Annotated in this window: 12 protein-coding genes and 1 pseudogene; 11 read left to right on the top strand and 2 right to left on the bottom strand. The window is 40.1% G+C overall.

The window, feature by feature from the left end; all coding sequences use genetic code 11:
• Window positions 1–220: 220 nt before the first annotated feature.
• Window positions 221–3,115, bottom strand: a complete 2,895-nt coding sequence (gene rapA, locus I6E69_RS05365; RefSeq protein WP_197120776.1) for an RNA polymerase-associated protein RapA — start codon at window positions 3,113–3,115, stop codon at window positions 221–223.
• Window positions 3,116–3,420: 305 nt separating this feature from the next.
• On the opposite strand from rapA, the pseudogene I6E69_RS05360 reads away from it, so the two are divergent.
• The 5 genes and pseudogenes from I6E69_RS05360 to I6E69_RS05340 all read left to right on the top strand — a co-directional run.
• Window positions 3,421–4,284 (top strand): annotated as a pseudogene (locus I6E69_RS05360) (PIN domain-containing protein); the annotation flags it as partial.
• A 257-nt stretch (window positions 4,285–4,541) separates the two neighbouring features.
• Window positions 4,542–5,924 carry a PhoH family protein gene (locus I6E69_RS05355; RefSeq protein WP_149981334.1) on the top strand — a complete coding sequence of 461 codons (1,383 nt, stop codon included), beginning with the start codon at window positions 4,542–4,544 and terminating at the stop codon, window positions 5,922–5,924.
• 192 nt (window positions 5,925–6,116) lie between these two features.
• Complete coding sequence (locus I6E69_RS05350; RefSeq protein WP_008109624.1) at window positions 6,117–6,479, top strand: hypothetical protein; 363 nt, start codon at window positions 6,117–6,119, stop codon at window positions 6,477–6,479.
• A 209-nt stretch (window positions 6,480–6,688) separates the two neighbouring features.
• Window positions 6,689–7,723, top strand: a complete 1,035-nt coding sequence (locus tag I6E69_RS05345; protein WP_149981333.1) for a hypothetical protein — start codon at window positions 6,689–6,691, stop codon at window positions 7,721–7,723.
• A 4-nt stretch (window positions 7,724–7,727) separates the two neighbouring features.
• A complete protein-coding gene (locus tag I6E69_RS05340) occupies window positions 7,728–8,045 on the top strand; it encodes a hypothetical protein (RefSeq protein ID WP_149981332.1) in 318 nt (105 codons plus the stop codon).
• Between the two features lie 92 nt (window positions 8,046–8,137).
• Here I6E69_RS05340 and I6E69_RS05335 read toward each other — a convergent pair whose 3' ends face one another.
• Entirely contained in the window at window positions 8,138–8,491 is a 354-nt protein-coding gene (locus I6E69_RS05335) for a DUF3147 family protein (protein ID WP_149981331.1), read from the bottom strand.
• Window positions 8,492–8,574: 83 nt separating this feature from the next.
• On the opposite strand from I6E69_RS05335, the gene I6E69_RS05330 reads away from it, so the two are divergent.
• Genes I6E69_RS05330 through I6E69_RS05305 form a run of 6 tightly spaced genes read left to right on the top strand, consistent with a single transcriptional unit; the run spans window position 8,575 to window position 16,392 of the window.
• Window positions 8,575–8,958, top strand: a complete 384-nt coding sequence (locus tag I6E69_RS05330) for a BlaI/MecI/CopY family transcriptional regulator (protein ID WP_149981330.1) — start codon at window positions 8,575–8,577, stop codon at window positions 8,956–8,958.
• 2 nt (window positions 8,959–8,960) lie between these two features.
• Window positions 8,961–9,950, top strand: a complete 990-nt coding sequence (locus tag I6E69_RS05325) for a M56 family metallopeptidase (RefSeq protein ID WP_149981329.1) — start codon at window positions 8,961–8,963, stop codon at window positions 9,948–9,950.
• 13 nt (window positions 9,951–9,963) lie between these two features.
• Complete coding sequence (locus I6E69_RS05320; RefSeq protein WP_149981328.1) at window positions 9,964–11,289, top strand: TolC family protein; 1,326 nt, start codon at window positions 9,964–9,966, stop codon at window positions 11,287–11,289.
• A 16-nt stretch (window positions 11,290–11,305) separates the two neighbouring features.
• Window positions 11,306–12,538, top strand: coding sequence for an efflux RND transporter periplasmic adaptor subunit (locus tag I6E69_RS05315; protein WP_149981327.1), 1,233 nt, complete (start codon window positions 11,306–11,308; stop codon window positions 12,536–12,538).
• A 10-nt stretch (window positions 12,539–12,548) separates the two neighbouring features.
• The gene (locus tag I6E69_RS05310) at window positions 12,549–15,707 is read left to right on the top strand and encodes an efflux RND transporter permease subunit (protein ID WP_149981326.1); all 3,159 of its coding nucleotides are present in this window, start codon (window positions 12,549–12,551) and stop codon (window positions 15,705–15,707) included.
• Window positions 15,697–16,392: a HupE/UreJ family protein gene (locus I6E69_RS05305; protein WP_149981325.1), complete on the top strand. Its 696-nt coding sequence runs from the start codon at window positions 15,697–15,699 to the stop codon at window positions 16,390–16,392. Before I6E69_RS05310 ends, I6E69_RS05305 begins: the two co-directional genes overlap by 11 nt.
• The last annotated feature ends 24 nt before the right edge of the window (window positions 16,393–16,416 follow it).

The following is a 16,416-nucleotide window of genomic DNA, read 5'->3' as shown; positions in this document are numbered from 1 at the left end:
TGTATAGAGTGCAGCTTGAGTTTTTAGATACGGTTATGTTGGGCAAAATCAACAGTCCAACAAAGGGCTTAATATATAGCTGGAGAGGGTAGAATTGGCTCATAGTAAAATAAGAGCACGTGGTTTTTAAATGAAGTTTAAAAAGATATAGCTATTTATATCAATTAAGCTTAATTGCCGACTCTAAATTTACTCTGGAGTCGGCTCAAAAACTAAATATTTAGTGTGAAACCACTATTAAGCGAATTGCATCAAGTTGTAACTGCGTTTTTTCAATATACGTAGTTAGGTCGTTGCGTTGCTTATCGTAGAAGGTAATTTCTTCTTGGCGAATATTCGGATTAATTTGCTTAAGGGCAACAAGTCGCTCTTGCTCTTCACTGAGTGACGTTTGCATTTTAGCAAGTGACGCTGCGCGAATAACTTCAAGTTTTTCTTGTGCCATATCTTTAGCGGTAGTGATCATCGGGTGAACAGCGCTTTGCAATGCACCGGCAAGCTTACTTGCTGTTTGGCGGCCAACGGCTGATAACTGTTGATTAAAGCCTTCAAATGCCACGTTTTCACCTAGGTTATTACCTGCTTTATCGAGCAATATACGAATTGGTGTAGGCGGTAAAAAGCGACCAACTTGTAATACTTTTGGTGCCATTGCTTCTGCAACAAAAATAAGCTCAACAAAAAAGGTACCAGGCGGTAACTTTTTATTTTTAAGTAAAGCCACCGATGCGCTACCAAAGTCGTCGTCACAAATCATATCCATGGTGCCTTGCACCATAGGGTGATCCCAGCTGATAAAGTGTACATCTTCTTGCGAAAGTGCCGTGTCGCGATCAAAGGTAACCGTCATACCGTCTTCTTTAAGCGATGGGAACGATGCATTTAACATATGCTCCGTTGGCTTTAAGATAATGGTGTTTTCGCCTTTATCTTCTTGGCTTACGCCAAATGTGTCAAACACGTTGATCATGTAGCTTGGCAATTCAAACTGGTTATCGAGTTTTTCGATATCAGTCACAAGCGAGTCGGCAGCACCTTGACCCGATGAATGTAGTTCTAGTAAACGATCTCGTCCGCTTTCCATTTTTTTACGCAGTACCGCATTTTGTTGTGCTACTTGCTCAAGTAATGGATCGAGTTCGTCTTCATCGCAGTTATGCGCAGAAATATATTCAAGTAGGTCATCACGGAACTCTTTATAAAGCATTTGCCCCGTTGTTGATGTAGATTCGAATGCATCTAGACCTTCGTTATACCAGCGTAGTAATACTTCTTGAGCGGTGTTTTCAAAATATGGCACATGAATGTTCACATCTTGCGTTTGACCTATACGGTCTAGTCGACCAATACGTTGCTCTAGTAAATCTGGGTTCAGTGGTAAATCAAACAACACTAAATGATGCGAGAACTGGAAGTTACGACCTTCTGAGCCAATTTCTGAACACAGTAATATTTGTGCATTATCGTACTCGTCTGCAAAAAATGCAGCAGCGCGGTCACGCTCAATAATCGACATGCCTTCGTGAAATACCGACGCTTTAATAGCTTCGCGTTCACGCAGTATTTGCTCAAGGCTGATAGCTGTTTCAGCTTTAGCACATATAAGCAGTACTTTTTCGCGCTTAAGTGTTTTAAGGGTGTCGATTAACCAATCTACACGTGGATCGAATAAACCCCAGCTTGCGCTTTCGCCTTCAAATTCTTGAAATATTTTTTCAGGAAACAGAGCACGGTGTGCACTTAGTTCAGGGTTTTGAATGCCGCCCATGTTACCAAGAACCGACATAGCCGTTTTATACTGCTTTGGTAATGCCATTGGGTAGGCGTGTAATTTACGACTTGGGTAACCATCAATGCCGCTGCGGCTATTTCTGAATAATATACGACCTGTGCCGTGGCGATCGAGTAGCATGTTAAGTATTTCTTTACGTGCTGGTAAATCACCTCGCTGTGCTTTTTCAAGAATATCAGTAATATCGGTTTCTTTTAATAGCTCAATTAGCGTGGCTTTGGCTGCGTCGTCCAGAGCTTGCTCTTGCAGTAATTGATTCGCAGCTTGCGCTACGTCTTTATAATTTGCTTCTTCTTCTTTAAACACGTCGTAGTCGTAAAAACGATCCGGATCGAGTAATTGTAAACGCGCAAAGTGACTGCTGTGACCAAGTTGATCAGGCGTTGCTGTAAGCAAAATAAGGCCCGGAATATCTTGGCTAAGCTCTGCCATACGTTGGTACTCTGAGCTTGGCTTGCCGTTATTGATACTTAGATGATGGGCTTCATCTATTACTAAAAGATCCCAATCAGCAAGCGTTGCTTGTTCAAACCAACGTTTTTTCTTGGTTAAAAACTCAAGGCTGGTAAGTACTAGTTGCTCTGTATCAAATACGTTTGGAGAATCTGCAAACGCTTCGTCGCAGCGCTCTTCATCAAAAATAGAAAAGCGTAAGTTAAAGCGGCGTAGCATTTCTACTAACCATTGGTGCTGTAAGTTTTCAGGCACCACAATAAGTACGCGACTCGCACGGCCACTAATAATTTGTTGATGTAGTATCATGCCCGCTTCAATTGTTTTACCAAGGCCTACTTCATCTGATAAAAGTACGCGTGGGGCAAAACGTTTACCCACTTCTTGGGCAATATAAAGCTGGTGCGGAATAAGATTAGCACGTTGACCAATTAAGCCTTTAATAGGCGATTGCTCACGTTCAAATTTATGTAACCACGTTTGGTAGCGAAGTGTGTAGCGATCAAAACGATCGACTTGGCCTGCAAATAAACGATCTTGTGGTTTATTAAACTTAATAAAATGATCTAAAAAGGTCTCTTTTAACTTGGCCGTTTCGCCATTATCAACACGGGTGCCGTGATAACAAAGTAACTCGCCTTGTACTTCAATAGACTCTACTTCTAATTCCCATTCTTCAACGCTTTTGATCACATCGCCAGGATTAAATGCCACACGGGTAACAGGTGCCTCTGCACTAGAATAAACACGGTTTTCACCACTGGCAGGAAATAATATGCTGACCTGACGGCCTTCAATGGCAACAACGGTGCCTAATCCTAAATCTGACTCTGTATCACTGATCCAACGCTGACCTAAGGAAAAATTCATGTATGTCTCGTCTATGATGAAAAAGGCGGCTATGTTACCTGTAAGCTAACACCACTGCAAGGCGCTATTTGGCTCACTTTTAATTAATTTTGTAAGTGTTAATTATTACTATTAAAACAGCTTGTTTATGACTCTTTTTTAGGTAAATCAAAACTAATTACAGTTTGTAATAAAACGGACTTTTATGACAAATAGACTAAACTTACATTATGCCTTAGCAATTAAGTATTGCAGGTTTAAGTTTTGCCCGTTTTACTTAGTTATTTTGGTATAGCATAAAAATCATAAAACGTAAGGAAAGTGCTATGGAAAAAGCTTCGAACCTTGAAAGTAAAATGTATGTGCTAGATACCAACGTACTACTTCACGAACCACTCGCTTATTTGTCTTTTCAAGAGCATGACGTTGTAATTCCGATGACGGTGCTTGAAGAACTTGACCATATAAAAGACAGAAAACACGACGTAAGCCGTGATGCGCGCGTCGCTATTCGTGGATTAGATGAAGTTCTTAAAAATGCAACGCCTGAACAAATGCTACAAGGCGTGGCGCTGCCGAGTAACAAAAAGGCAAAAGCGAGCTCTGCCGGTACCCTCATTATTGTAAACGACCATTTATTTGCCGACTCCATTTCTGGTTTACCAGGTAACGAAAACGACCATCGTATTATTAATTGCGCCGTGTACTTACAAAAGCAGCACAGTGATTCAAAGGTTATATTGGTTACAAAAGACATAAACATGCGCCTAAAAGCCAAAGGCGCCGGGCTTAAATATGTTGAGGATTACCGCACCGATCAACTTATTGACGATATAAGCCTACTCACTAGTGGTTATAAAAAAATTGAAGGGGATTTTTGGGATCATGTAGGGGAGTGTAATACGCAGCAGCACGGACGCGATACGTTTCATCATGTGCCTAAAAACTTAATACCAGATGTATTTTGTAATGAATATTTACTTGATGGAGGGGAGCATTTTGCGGCGCGCGTTAAATCGTACGATGACGAGCACATAACGCTCAAAGATATTGGTGTTGAGCGTTTAATGCATCAACAAGCATGGGGCGTTAAGCCCAAAAATATTTATCAAGGGATGGCATTAGATGCATTACTGGATACAGGTATTGAACTTGTTATTTTAACAGGACCAGCAGGGTGTGGTAAAACAGGTATTACTGCAAGCTTTTTTTCAATATTTGTGCAGACCTATCTACAGACCTTATTCTTACTGAATAAATTGAGTATTTATAACAGGCTAAGATCTAATCTCTCTAACATGTCATTAAGTGTGACTTAAAGAATAGAACCATTCATCAATAAATATAAATAACGGATTTAACCTGCAAGAGGCACAAACAAAAATAATAAAGCTAAGGTAAATCTAAAATGCTAATTAATTAAAATCGTTCTCAAAGGAGAACTAAAATGAATAATCCAAGTGAAAACAAAAACCCAAGAGTATTGGATACATCGGCACTAGTTCATGATCCAAAGTCACTTCTTGCGTACAGTGAAGACGTATACATCTGTCTAACAGTTCTAGAAGAATTAGATAACTTAAAAGAAAGAACTAACAAATCGGTTAGTGCTGATGCTCGTGTATGTATTCGTATGCTTGAAGATATAATAAATGGGCACAGTGCAGAAGAGATGGAAGCTGGTATTCCACTGCCTTCTACTGAAACAGCTAAACGAGGAAGACTGTTTATTGGAATTGATACCCAGCTCGATATGGCTAAAGAGTTAAAGCACGGTATTGGAAGTGACGCTGACAATAGAATAATTAACTATGCACTGTATCTTCAGAAGGACTTAGATAAAGACGTAATAATTGTTAGCCGTGACATTAATATGCGCTTGAAAGCTCGAACCGTAGGGGTCATGGCAGAAGACGTTGCCGTAGATAATCAAATATCAGATATTGATCTTTTATACACAGGGGTACAAGCCTTTAAAGGAGATCTTTTTGATCGAATTAAATCAGACAAAGACTTCAAGGTTTCAGGAGAAGTTTATACTTTCCCAATAAGTCTATTTAATGATGAAGTTCAGCCAAACATGTATTGGTACGATGAAGCTGGACACATTGGGCGAATTTCAGAAGTAACAGATACTGAGATATTCACAAAGTTATTGCCTCGTAAACAAGAAAAAGTATGGGGCATTTTGCCTAAAAATCAGCGTCAGGCAGTAGCTTTAAGCCAATTAACAGATCCATATTATGACTTAAATATCATCCTTGGCCCTGCTGGCTCCGGAAAAACTTTTTTAGCAGTTGCTTCGGCGCTGCATCAAGTATTGGAGTTAAAAAAGTACAAAAAAATCGTTGTGGTGCGCTCCAGAGACTTTATGGACGATGATCCGGGGTTTTTACCCGGTGACCTGACAGAGAAATCAATGCCGTTATTAGCAGGTATAACAGATGCGCTTATATCAATGCATTCAGGTGATAACAATGAAGGTAATATTAGTGCAACTGTTGAGCATGTGATCGAAAAAGCCAATATAGAATTTACTAGTATGGCTTACTTCCGAGGTCGTTCAATAGACGATGCTGTTTTAATCATTGATGAAGCTCAAAACATGACTAGAGCGCAAATTAAGGGCATGTTAAGCCGTGGTGGCAAAAATTGTCGCACAATCGTGTTGGGCAACTTAGCCCAGATTGATGATAAGTTTGTCACACCCGCATCTTCAGGTGCTAGCGCGGCTGTTAACGTGTATAGAAACTATGAAAAAGGCTCAGTATTGATATTTGATGAAGTAGAGCGTAGTAGCTTGGCTGAATTCACTGAAAAGAACATGTAGGCATCAAACTACAATTCACATTTCCTTATAATATTGCGACAATAGCCACTGCTTTTTGCAGTGGCTTTTCAGAGAAGCCCGTTCCCACGAAAACAGGACGAAATGGATTTACTCTGAACTAAAAGATTAAATATTCACAAAAACTGAGTGACATAGGTGCGTGGCCTAGCGTTGCCGTTTTTTGGTGTATTGATGTCTTTTAATAAAGAAGACCTGCTAGTAAATATAAAAAGGCAGGCAAAACGATTATCTAAATTATTAACTATTCCCCTTGGACAAGCCCAAGAAGCCCTAGCTATTTGTCTTTACGGCTGTGACAGTTACAGCGATTTACTAGTAAAAATAAAAGCTGAATCCTTTGACAACCCATTGATAGCACTGTCTGCACTCTCACCAAACTCGGAAATATTTTTAGTAAAAATATTAGCTAGCCACCTAGATAGCATTATTGGAAATTTTGAAAAAAAATTTCCCGGCTCCAATATAAATGAAGAGATGGTCGTATCCCTGTTTGGGCTTAGCTTTTCAGAGTTCAAACTCAAAATATCTACCTAAAGTTGTACAAATACGTAAGTTGTCATTTTGTTTTTTGGCGATATTATAATATGAAGGCTGAACGGACAGCCTACGCCTACACATGTTTTTCGCCTTGAAAAACGTGAACAGTGAAGCGGAGCATCCGTAAAAATTTGGTTATTTGAACAATAAATAAAGCAATGTGTTGGTAGGCCATTGTTTGTTCGTTATTTTGTTTGGAGAACTAAATGATTTCACTTGAGCAATTGCATACTAAACTTCAATATCAGACTAAGCTTTTTGCTTGGTTACTTGAGATTCCCGAATTAATAGCAGAAGGTTTATTCGCGAGATGTGTTTATAATTTAGCTAATTTCTCGGCTGCTGAACAAGCCCTGCGACTAGAGTATTCAAAAAATCATCTACATGGGATTTTTGAACATGACTCACTCAAATATCTTTTCATAGGTGAAGTTGATGACGATGAATTGATTGATGAACTTCATGAAGAAATTGAAGTGATGTCGGCAAGAATAGTGTCACTTAATCTTATAGAAAAGCCACAATTGCAAATAATCTCAGCGATTTATAAATCAATGGGGTTACTTGATGAATCTCGGTTTATTGTAAACACAGGCGCTGAATTCCAGTTAAACTGGAAACCTTATTTTAATACGCTGACTGATCCTACAGAAGTGCTTTATGCTGATTTGTTGGTTCATACAAGACCATTTAGATTAGTAGCGACAAAATATCCGCTTAGCAAATTATCTTACGACAATTTAAATACATATCTTTCAAGAAGACTTAAACAAGATAGTAATCTCCATAAGGCTACTTTAGGAGCTGAAAGAAACAAAATAGAGAAACATAAAAATTGGCTTCAGAGCAATTTAAAATGCGCCTTTGGTGATGTATTACAAAATGGTAGTGAGACCCCAGCGTTTTATCACATACGACGTAAGCGATACCTTGTATTTGGTTTTATGTTGCTCTCAGAAAAAGCTAGAAAAGTAGATGAAGAACTACCAAGGTTAAATCTATTGGTCAAAAATACGAAGGAATTTCAGAAATATATTATTAAGATTGAACAACAGTCTTTGGTTTTTGAAACTCACCGCATCAGTTCGTCATTCTCGAATCACGAAGTACTCACAGACATGCAGATTGAGCAAAAGAAAATCTTAATGTCACACACTGATGCTAGCAGTGACTGGTTTGTGTTAAAAGGTAATCGCTTTTCCGTGGGGTTTAGACCGATCAAGGTAAAAGAGGCGGTATAAGCTGATGGAAAAAACATTTTTAGTCGATGTTAGTATTGTTTCTGTTTTTGACAGTATGGGCGCTAATAAGGCTTATTTAGGCGATGTGTTAGCTGGTCAGGTAATCGAAGATGAAACATTTAGATTTCGTCCCTATGAGCAAATTGTTACCTCAATAATTGTTAGCAAAAGATTTGCTGATAACACGATGGAGGTTATCACTCACAACGGTAACTGCTATTCGATAGATGGTAATTTAAAATTATTTGAGATAACACTAGACGAGTTAATAGTGATGAGAAATGGTAGTTATTCTCCAGAGGCAATAATAAGTATGCGATAGCTATAACATAATTTTTGAGTTTAATTTATTCGTCATAAAAAAGTATATGTTTTGGTTACTACACCGTTTTAGGGGAAATCCCTACTTTTAATTTAGGGTATTAATTCTATTCCAAACTGCTTAAGCAATAACGAAAACAGCCAAAAGCAAATTATCGTTATTATTGAGCTGATGAGTAACGATAGCCAAAAACTGTAGCGCTGCATCAGCATGGGGAAAAGTAAAAACATGGGCAATGTGGGAAGTACATACCAAAAAGTGTACCAAGCATGATTGGCTATTTTCTCTGACGGTTGCTTTTCAACATATAACCAAATCATGGCTAAAATTGTGACTGTCGGTAAGGCCACTATTAGTGCGCCTAGTTTATCATTTCGTTTTGCTAGCTCCGATGCCGCGACAATGACCGTAGCGGTGATCAAATACTTAGTTATTAGCCAACCCATATAATGTCCTTAAATGAAAAACCGATTGCCTATCGGTTTTTGTTGTGACAATATAGCCAACGAATTAAATAGAGTAAAGTGTTATGCAGTTAGGTGAACTAGAAAAGTTAGTGCTTCAACATTTCTGGAATGTGAAAGAGGCGGATGCAAAGCAAGTACATAAAGTACTGGGGTTAGCTCGTGGTAATTCGTTAAATACTATCCAAAGTACGCTTGATAGGTTATTTAAAAAAGAATTACTTAAACGCACTAAACAAGGCCATGCGTATTGTTATTCAGCCAGAGTAGATCGTGAAGGCTTAATTGCTCAACTTATTTCAAATGTAACCAGTGACTTTGTTGATGATGGTGAAAATAGCTTAATTGCTGCATTCAGTTCTGCTTCGGCACAGCTTAATGACGAACAACTCGATACATTAGAAAAAATGATCGAGAAACAACGCCAGCTTAGAAAGGAGCTGGCTTAATTATGTTAGTTGGAGATATGGCAATCGTTCTAAATTTGCTCAGTGTTTCAGTGCTTGCATTTGTGATCGGTATTGCAACTGTTGCTGTCGTATCTCGTTTTGTGTTGTTCAAACTCAAACAAGTCAGTTTTAATAGTCAAAAGTTTATATTGTGGTCACTAGTGAGTGCACCTTGGTGGATAGCCTTTTCTTGTATTAGTTACTTTATGCCTTACTCGTTAGGGTTTGATAAAGTTTTTAACATAAGCTGGTTCGAAGATTTTGCCCATTGGCACCATATCGATATTTTTAGCTTTTCAAGTTGGCACGCGTTAACCCTACTTTTAGCACTAATCTATTTAGCTTGGCGCGTAACTAACACTACCTTTGCTAGAACCAAACAGTCCATCGCATTATCGAGTTTACTAAGCTTTACTGATGCACAAAATGCTAGGACGACTAATGGCAATCAATATTTATTGATGCCTGTTAAAGTGCCTGTTGCCTTTACTACAGGTTTTATATCTCCCAAGATATATGTATCAACCGGACTGCAAACCCAAGTTAGTGATGAACAACTTAATATCATCGTTAATCATGAACTGGCTCATGTAACGGCAAGAGACCCGTTATTTAAAGTGCTTTTCGCGGCACTTGCCAGCTTCTATCCGTCACGTATAAAACAAACCCTAATCGAGCAATATGTCTTAATGACGGAAAAGATGGCCGACAATGAGGTCACAAAAGAATACGACCACCTTGATATCGCACAGACATTAATTGATGTCGCTAGACTTCAAAAAGCACTTCCTACGGATTGCGATCAGGCGTCTGTTAGCTACTTCGGACATGATCACACGAGTCTTCGTGTTGAGCGGTTATTAAATCCAATAACTAAACCGTCACTTTCTACTATCATCATAGCACTAGCATTATTGGCAACCATGCCATTACTAGCGGCATCCACTGTCGATAGTTTTCATCACTTTATCGAAACTTTTTTCATCCATTAATTAAGGATAGGGAATGAGATTTAATCTTTATAAAAGCAACGGGAAAAAACCGATCGGCAATCGGTTTTTGGCTGTTGGTCTAGTTTTAACAACGGGGGCTGGTTTAGTAACATCAACTCCCTTTTTGGCTAATGCGCAAATCCAGCAGCAATTACAGTCATCACATCAGGTTATAAATTTAAGCAAGGCTGTGACCATGACTCTACAAAGTCATCCTGAGCTAAAAGCCTTGATAGCTCAAGAAGCTGTGTGGCAAGGTAATATCGAGCAAGCTGGCATTGGAGAGCGTCCTCAAATAGGTTTAATGATTGAAGATGCGTTAGGGACAGGTGAGCATAGCGCATTACAAAGTATGCAATCAACGCTCACATACTCTTGGTTGCTTCAACAAGATCAAATTGATGGCAGAGTTAATGCGGCAAAAAGCCAAGCAAATGCAGTAATAGTAGAGCAAAAAATAAAAGCCCTCGATTTATCTGCGATTGTTGCTAAACAGTTTGTTGAAATCTTGATAAAGCAAGAGCGCTTGAAACTCAATCAATTAGCGGTATCTCAGGCACAGGAAGTGGTTGACGCGATTGCCAAAAGAGTAAAAGCAGGTAAAAGTTCTAATGTTGAAATGCGCTTGGCTCAAGCTGAGTTGGTTCGAAGAAATCTAGCTGTTGAAGATTTAGAGCACGAATTAAAAGCCAGCCATTATCAACTGTCATCCTTATGGGGTAAGCCTCAGGCAGAGCTTAAGTTAACGGGAAATTTAATGCTTAAGCCGGAAATTCCATCTGTAGAAAGCCAGCTAAACAAGCTTAAGCAAATACCGCAAATCCAGCAGTTCGCTAATGAACAACGTATCGCCCAGTCTCAAATGGAACTTGCACGTATTGAAGCAAAACCTCAGTGGCAATTCACTGCGGGATTAAGACGATATGAAACGACCGATGATTTTGGTTTAGTGGCGGGTGTCTCTATTCCTTGGGGGAGTGAAAATAGAAATGCAGGAACAATGGCTGCCTTACGCGCAAAACAAGATGTTCTGGCAAGTCAGCAACAAGCCCTAATGCAGAAACTCGATGCGCAGCTCTATGTGCTATTGCAAGAAATGGCACATTCCCATCATGTCATTGAAACGATTCAATTAGAAATAATTCCCGTACTAGAAACCGCGTTGACGGAAGCCGGTCAAGCATTTGATATCGGTAAGCTGAGCTACAACCAGTGGAGTGATATACGTAGAGAGCTGCTCAGCGCCCAAAATCAGTTACTTGATGCTTATCAATCTTTGCATTTACAACATATTGAAATTCAACGCCTAACTGGCGTGCCCGTTAGTGATAGCGAGTAAAACCATGAGTAAACTTATGAAAAATAAAAATATTCTGTCGTCATTAAGCTTGGCGATTATTATCTCATTCGCAGGTGTCGTCGCACCTAATGCTATTGCAGCATCAACACCTGCGGCAGAGCAAGCTGAACCAGAGAAAGGTCCACACCGTGGGCGCATGTTACGAGATGGTGATTTTGCCATTGAACTCTCTATTTTTGAAACTGGTGTGCCACCAGAGTTTCGTGTTTGGGCGACAAATGATGGACAGCCTATCGACCCAAAGAATGTCGATTTAAACGTAAAATTAATTCGCCTAGGCGATGGCACTGATGATATTAACTTCAATGCTCAAGGTGACTTTCTTCGCGGTGATATGGTGATTTATGAGCCTCACTCTTTTGTTGTTGCCATTGAAGCAACTTATCAGGGTAAAAAGTACAATTGGCGATATGACAACTTCGAGGGTCGCACCACAATTGAACAGGCAGTTGCCGATGCAATGGAAATCAACACTGAAATCGCAGGCCCTGCGACAATTCATCAAACCATACCCGCTTATGGAAAATTAAGTTTACCTGTGGACGCTAAGCGAAACATTGCTGCCCGTTTCGATGGTGAAATCACCAAATTACACGTCAATTACGGTGAAATTGTTAAAAAAGGGCAAACGCTATTCACAGTAGAAAGTAATGAAAGTCTTAAGCCCTACGTTATTAAAGCGCCCATTAACGGTGTTATTACCCAGTTATTCGCAAACGCGGGTGAGCAAACGGGTGGTAAAACCTTACTCACCATTACCAATTTTAATCGCCATATTGCCAAATTAGCGGTTTATCCTTCGGATTATTCCAAGGTTAAACTGGAAACGCCAGTTACGTTAAACATTGAAGGTCATGAGGACCCCCTTGTAGGTGAGGTGTCATTTATTGAACCTAGCGTGAGAGATGATCAGGCAAGAATAGTTTGGGTCGAATTAGAAGGTCGTAACCTTGCCGAAGGCGGCTTCGTAAAAGCTGACATTGAAGTTGCAACCATTGATGTGCCACTGGCTGTAAAGCGTGTTGGCTTACAAGGTTTTAGAGACTTTACTGTTGTCTACGCAAAAGTTGGTGAGCAATACGAAGTACGTATGCTGGAGCTAGGCAGAGCTGGAGGTGAATGGATTGAAGTTCTCGGTGGATTGAAAACGGGAACGGAATACGTGACAGACAATAGCTATATCTTAAAAGCCGACATTGAAAAGTCTGGCGCATCACATGACCACTAGGAGCGTTTAAATGTTGGAATCAATTTTACGCTTTTCAATAAAAAGCAAATTCCTTGTGATGGTAATGGTATTGGCAGTATCTGGGCTTGGTGTATGGAATTTTACGAAGTTACCGATTGACGCTGTACCTGATATCACCAATGTACAAGTGATGATCAATACTGAAGCGGCTGGTTTTACGCCTTTAGAAGTTGAGCAAAGGGTAACCTTTCCGTTAGAAACGGCATTGTCAGGTTTACCGGGGTTAACCTATACCCGTTCAGTTTCTCGATATGGTCTTTCACAAGTCGTGGCAATATTCAGTGATGATACCGATGTCTATTTTGCTCGTCAGCTTGTCAATGAGCGTTTGTCTGCGGCTCGTGCCGAATTACCGCAGGGTTTAGAACCTCAGCTTGGACCTATTGCGACAGGTCTCGGTGAAATTTTTATGTTCACTGTTGATGCTAAACCTGAAGCTACTCATTCGGATGGTTCGCCCATTACGCCAATGGATTTGAGAACCGTCCATGACTGGACCATTAGACCGCAATTGATGCGAGTTCCCGGTGTGGTAGAAGTAAACCCAATCGGTGGTTTTGAGCGTGAAATACTGGTCGCCTTTAAACCTGAGAAGCTACTTGCTTTTGGGCTTTCACAATCCGATGTGGTTGATGCTATCGCGCAAAACAATCAAAACCAAGGCGCAGGCTTTATAGAACAAAATGGAGCGCAATGGCTGCTGAGATTACCCGGTCAAGTTGCGGATATGGAAGCTATTGGCAATATACCTCTCAAATCGTTTGATGGTTCATCTATATATATTAAGGATGTGGCTGATATAGAGAACGGTAAAGGGTTAAGAACGGGCGCAGCTACACAAAATGGTCGTGAAGTTGTCATGAGTACTGTCTTCATGCTGATTGGTGAGAACAGTCGAACAGTCGCTTTCGCGGTTGGTGAAAAGCTAAAAGAAATAAATGCCACGCTTCCAGAAGGTATGGTTGCAAAGGCTGTCTATGATCGCACCAAATTAGTTGATAAAACCTTAGAAACTGTACAGTTAAACCTTGCTGAAGGGGCTATTTTAGTCATTGTCGTTCTATTTGTACTATTGGGTAATTTCAGAGCTGCATTTTTAACCGCGTTAGTGATCCCTTTTGCCATGTTAATGACTGTTACAGGAATGGTGCAAACAAAGGTTAGTGCGAATCTAATGAGCTTAGGTGCGCTGGATTTTGGCTTATTAGTTGATGGGGCCATTATTATTGTCGAAAACTGTCTTCGTAGGTTGAGCCAAGCAGGTAACACTCCATTACCATTAAAAGTGCGTATGGAGTTAGTTTATGACGCGACAAAGGAAGTAATACGTCCAGCATTATTTGGTGTGTTTATTATCACCGCAGTATATCTGCCAATTTTCGCTCTTGAGGGTGTTGAAGGTAAAATGTTCCACCCGATGGCTATCACTGTAGTTATCGCACTACTTAGTGCAATGGTGTTGTCTGTCACCTTCGTACCAGCAATGATTGCCTTGTTATTTAGAAAACCTGTGAAAGAAAAGCACAGTCCTGTCATCCGTGGTGCTGTTGTACTTTATAAACCCGCATTAAAATGGGTGTTACAGGCACGATGGTTTGTGGTCATTGTCGCGACATTATTGGTAGGTTTATCTGGATATCAAGCTACTAAGTTAGGTAGTGAATTTGCGCCCAACTTAGATGAAGGCGACATTGCCATGCATGCGTTGCGTATACCCGGAACCTCTCTAACACAGGCAATCGCGCTTCAAGAATCCTTAGAAGATAAAATTAAGCAAATGCCAGAGGTTGAGCGTGTCTTTACCAAGATAGGCACGGCTGATGTCGCAACAGACGCGGTTCCGCCAAGTGTTGCTGATAATTTTATTATCCTCAAACCTCGTGAGTTATGGCCTGACCCTAATAAACCCAAAGCACAAATCGTTGAAGAGTTAGCTGCTCTTGTTGAAGTTATTCCGGGCAACCGCTATGAATTCTTACAACCTATACAAATGCGCTTTAATGAACTATTGGCAGGAGTTCGAGCTGAGCTAGCCATTAAGGTATTTGGCGATGATTTCGAGACGTTAAACACGCTAGGTGATGAAATAGGTGCCGTTATCACTCAAGTCGATGGTGCAGCAGATATACAAATAGAGCAAACGACTGGTTTGCCTATGCTTAGCCTCGTGCCAATTCGTGAAAAACTGATGCAACTTGGTATTAGCATTGGGCAAGTACAATCTCAAGTGGCTACCGCTATGGGAGGCACAGTTGCTGGTAAGTTTTATCAAGGAGATATACGTTCCGATATTGTAGTTCGCCTAGCGGAATCAAAGCGTAATAATATTGATGAACTTGCTTATTTACCTATTACTTTGCCTGACGGACATTCAGTGCCATTACAAGAGTTAGTTCAAATTGAATTGGTTACTGGTGCTAATCAAATTAACCGTGAAAACGGAAAACGTAGAATTGTAGTAACAGCCAATGTTCGAGGTAGAGATCTGGGGAGTTTTGTTTCCGATATTCAATCTGTGATTGACGAAAACATTGAAATCCCTACTGGTTATTGGGTGGAATACGGTGGCACTTATCAGAAGCTGCAATCTGCATCTAAGCGACTAAGTATCGTGGTGCCTGTCACATTAATCATGATCATTGGGTTACTGATACTCGCTTTAAGCTCGTTTAAAGATGCAATGATTATATTCACAGGTGTCCCTTTAGCACTTACAGGGGGTATCGCTGCCCTGTTATTACGTGATATTCCATTTTCAATCTCGGCTGCGGTTGGTTTTATAGCCTTATCAGGTGTCGCGATCTTAAACGGTTTAGTTATGGTTTCTTTCATCAGAGAGTTACGCAAAGGTGGAATATCGCTAGATGAAGCGATATTTGATGGTGCGCTGACTCGTCTTCGTCCTGTATTAACAACGGCATTGGTTGCGTCATTAGGTTTCATTCCTATGGCGCTAAACACAGGAATTGGCTCAGAAGTTCAGCGCCCATTAGCAACAGTGGTGATTGGCGGAATAATTTCGTCAACGTTATTAACCTTGTTTGTTATTCCTGCCTTATATCGCATAGCACATAAGAATAAGCCACATAAAGAAAATGAGTCACTTTTGACTGACGTTGAGGTTTTGGAGTCACAAGATGCCAAATAACATGATTAAAATATTAACTTATTTGACTATTACACTATTAGCACTTGTTAGCATCGAAGCTTTTGCTCATGGTGTTGATGATAAAACTAGAGTGTTTTTAGAGCAGAATACAGGTGTGCAGTTTATCCCATTTTTATACATAGGCGCTAAGCATATGATTACGGGGTACGATCACCTGCTATTTCTAGTAGGCGTGATTTTCTTTTTATATCGCAGCCGTGACGTACTCTTGTACGTCACCATGTTTACTATTGGACACAGTGCAACCTTATTATTTGGTGTGCTGAGTGACATACAAGTTAATGCTTATTTAATTGACGCAATTATCGGTTTCTCGGTGATATATAAGGGGTTCGATAATTTAGGCGGCTTTAAACGTTGTTTTAATTGGCAACCCAGTACTCAATGGGCTGTGTTGATTTTTGGACTGTTTCATGGATTTGGTTTGGCAACAAAATTACAAGAGTTCCAATTACCAGAAGATGGTCTTATTACCAACTTAATTGCCTTTAATTTGGGGGTTGAGTTAGGCCAGTTTTGTGCTCTAGCTATTATCCTGATCGTTATAAATGCATGGCGAAAGCTACCATCATTCCAACGCTTTTCAACATTGACTAACACTGCATTAATGAGCGCTGGTGTTATGTTGATGGGACTGCAATTAACAGGTTATTTCACCATTTAATAAATTAAAAAGATAAGAGAAATA

It is taken from the genome of Pseudoalteromonas sp. NZS100 (assembly GCF_015864815.1).
Lineage (GTDB): Bacteria > Pseudomonadota > Gammaproteobacteria > Enterobacterales > Alteromonadaceae > Pseudoalteromonas > Pseudoalteromonas distincta.
The sequence above is the reverse complement of the archived record's forward strand: the minus strand, read 5'-3'. Positions and strand labels throughout refer to the sequence as shown.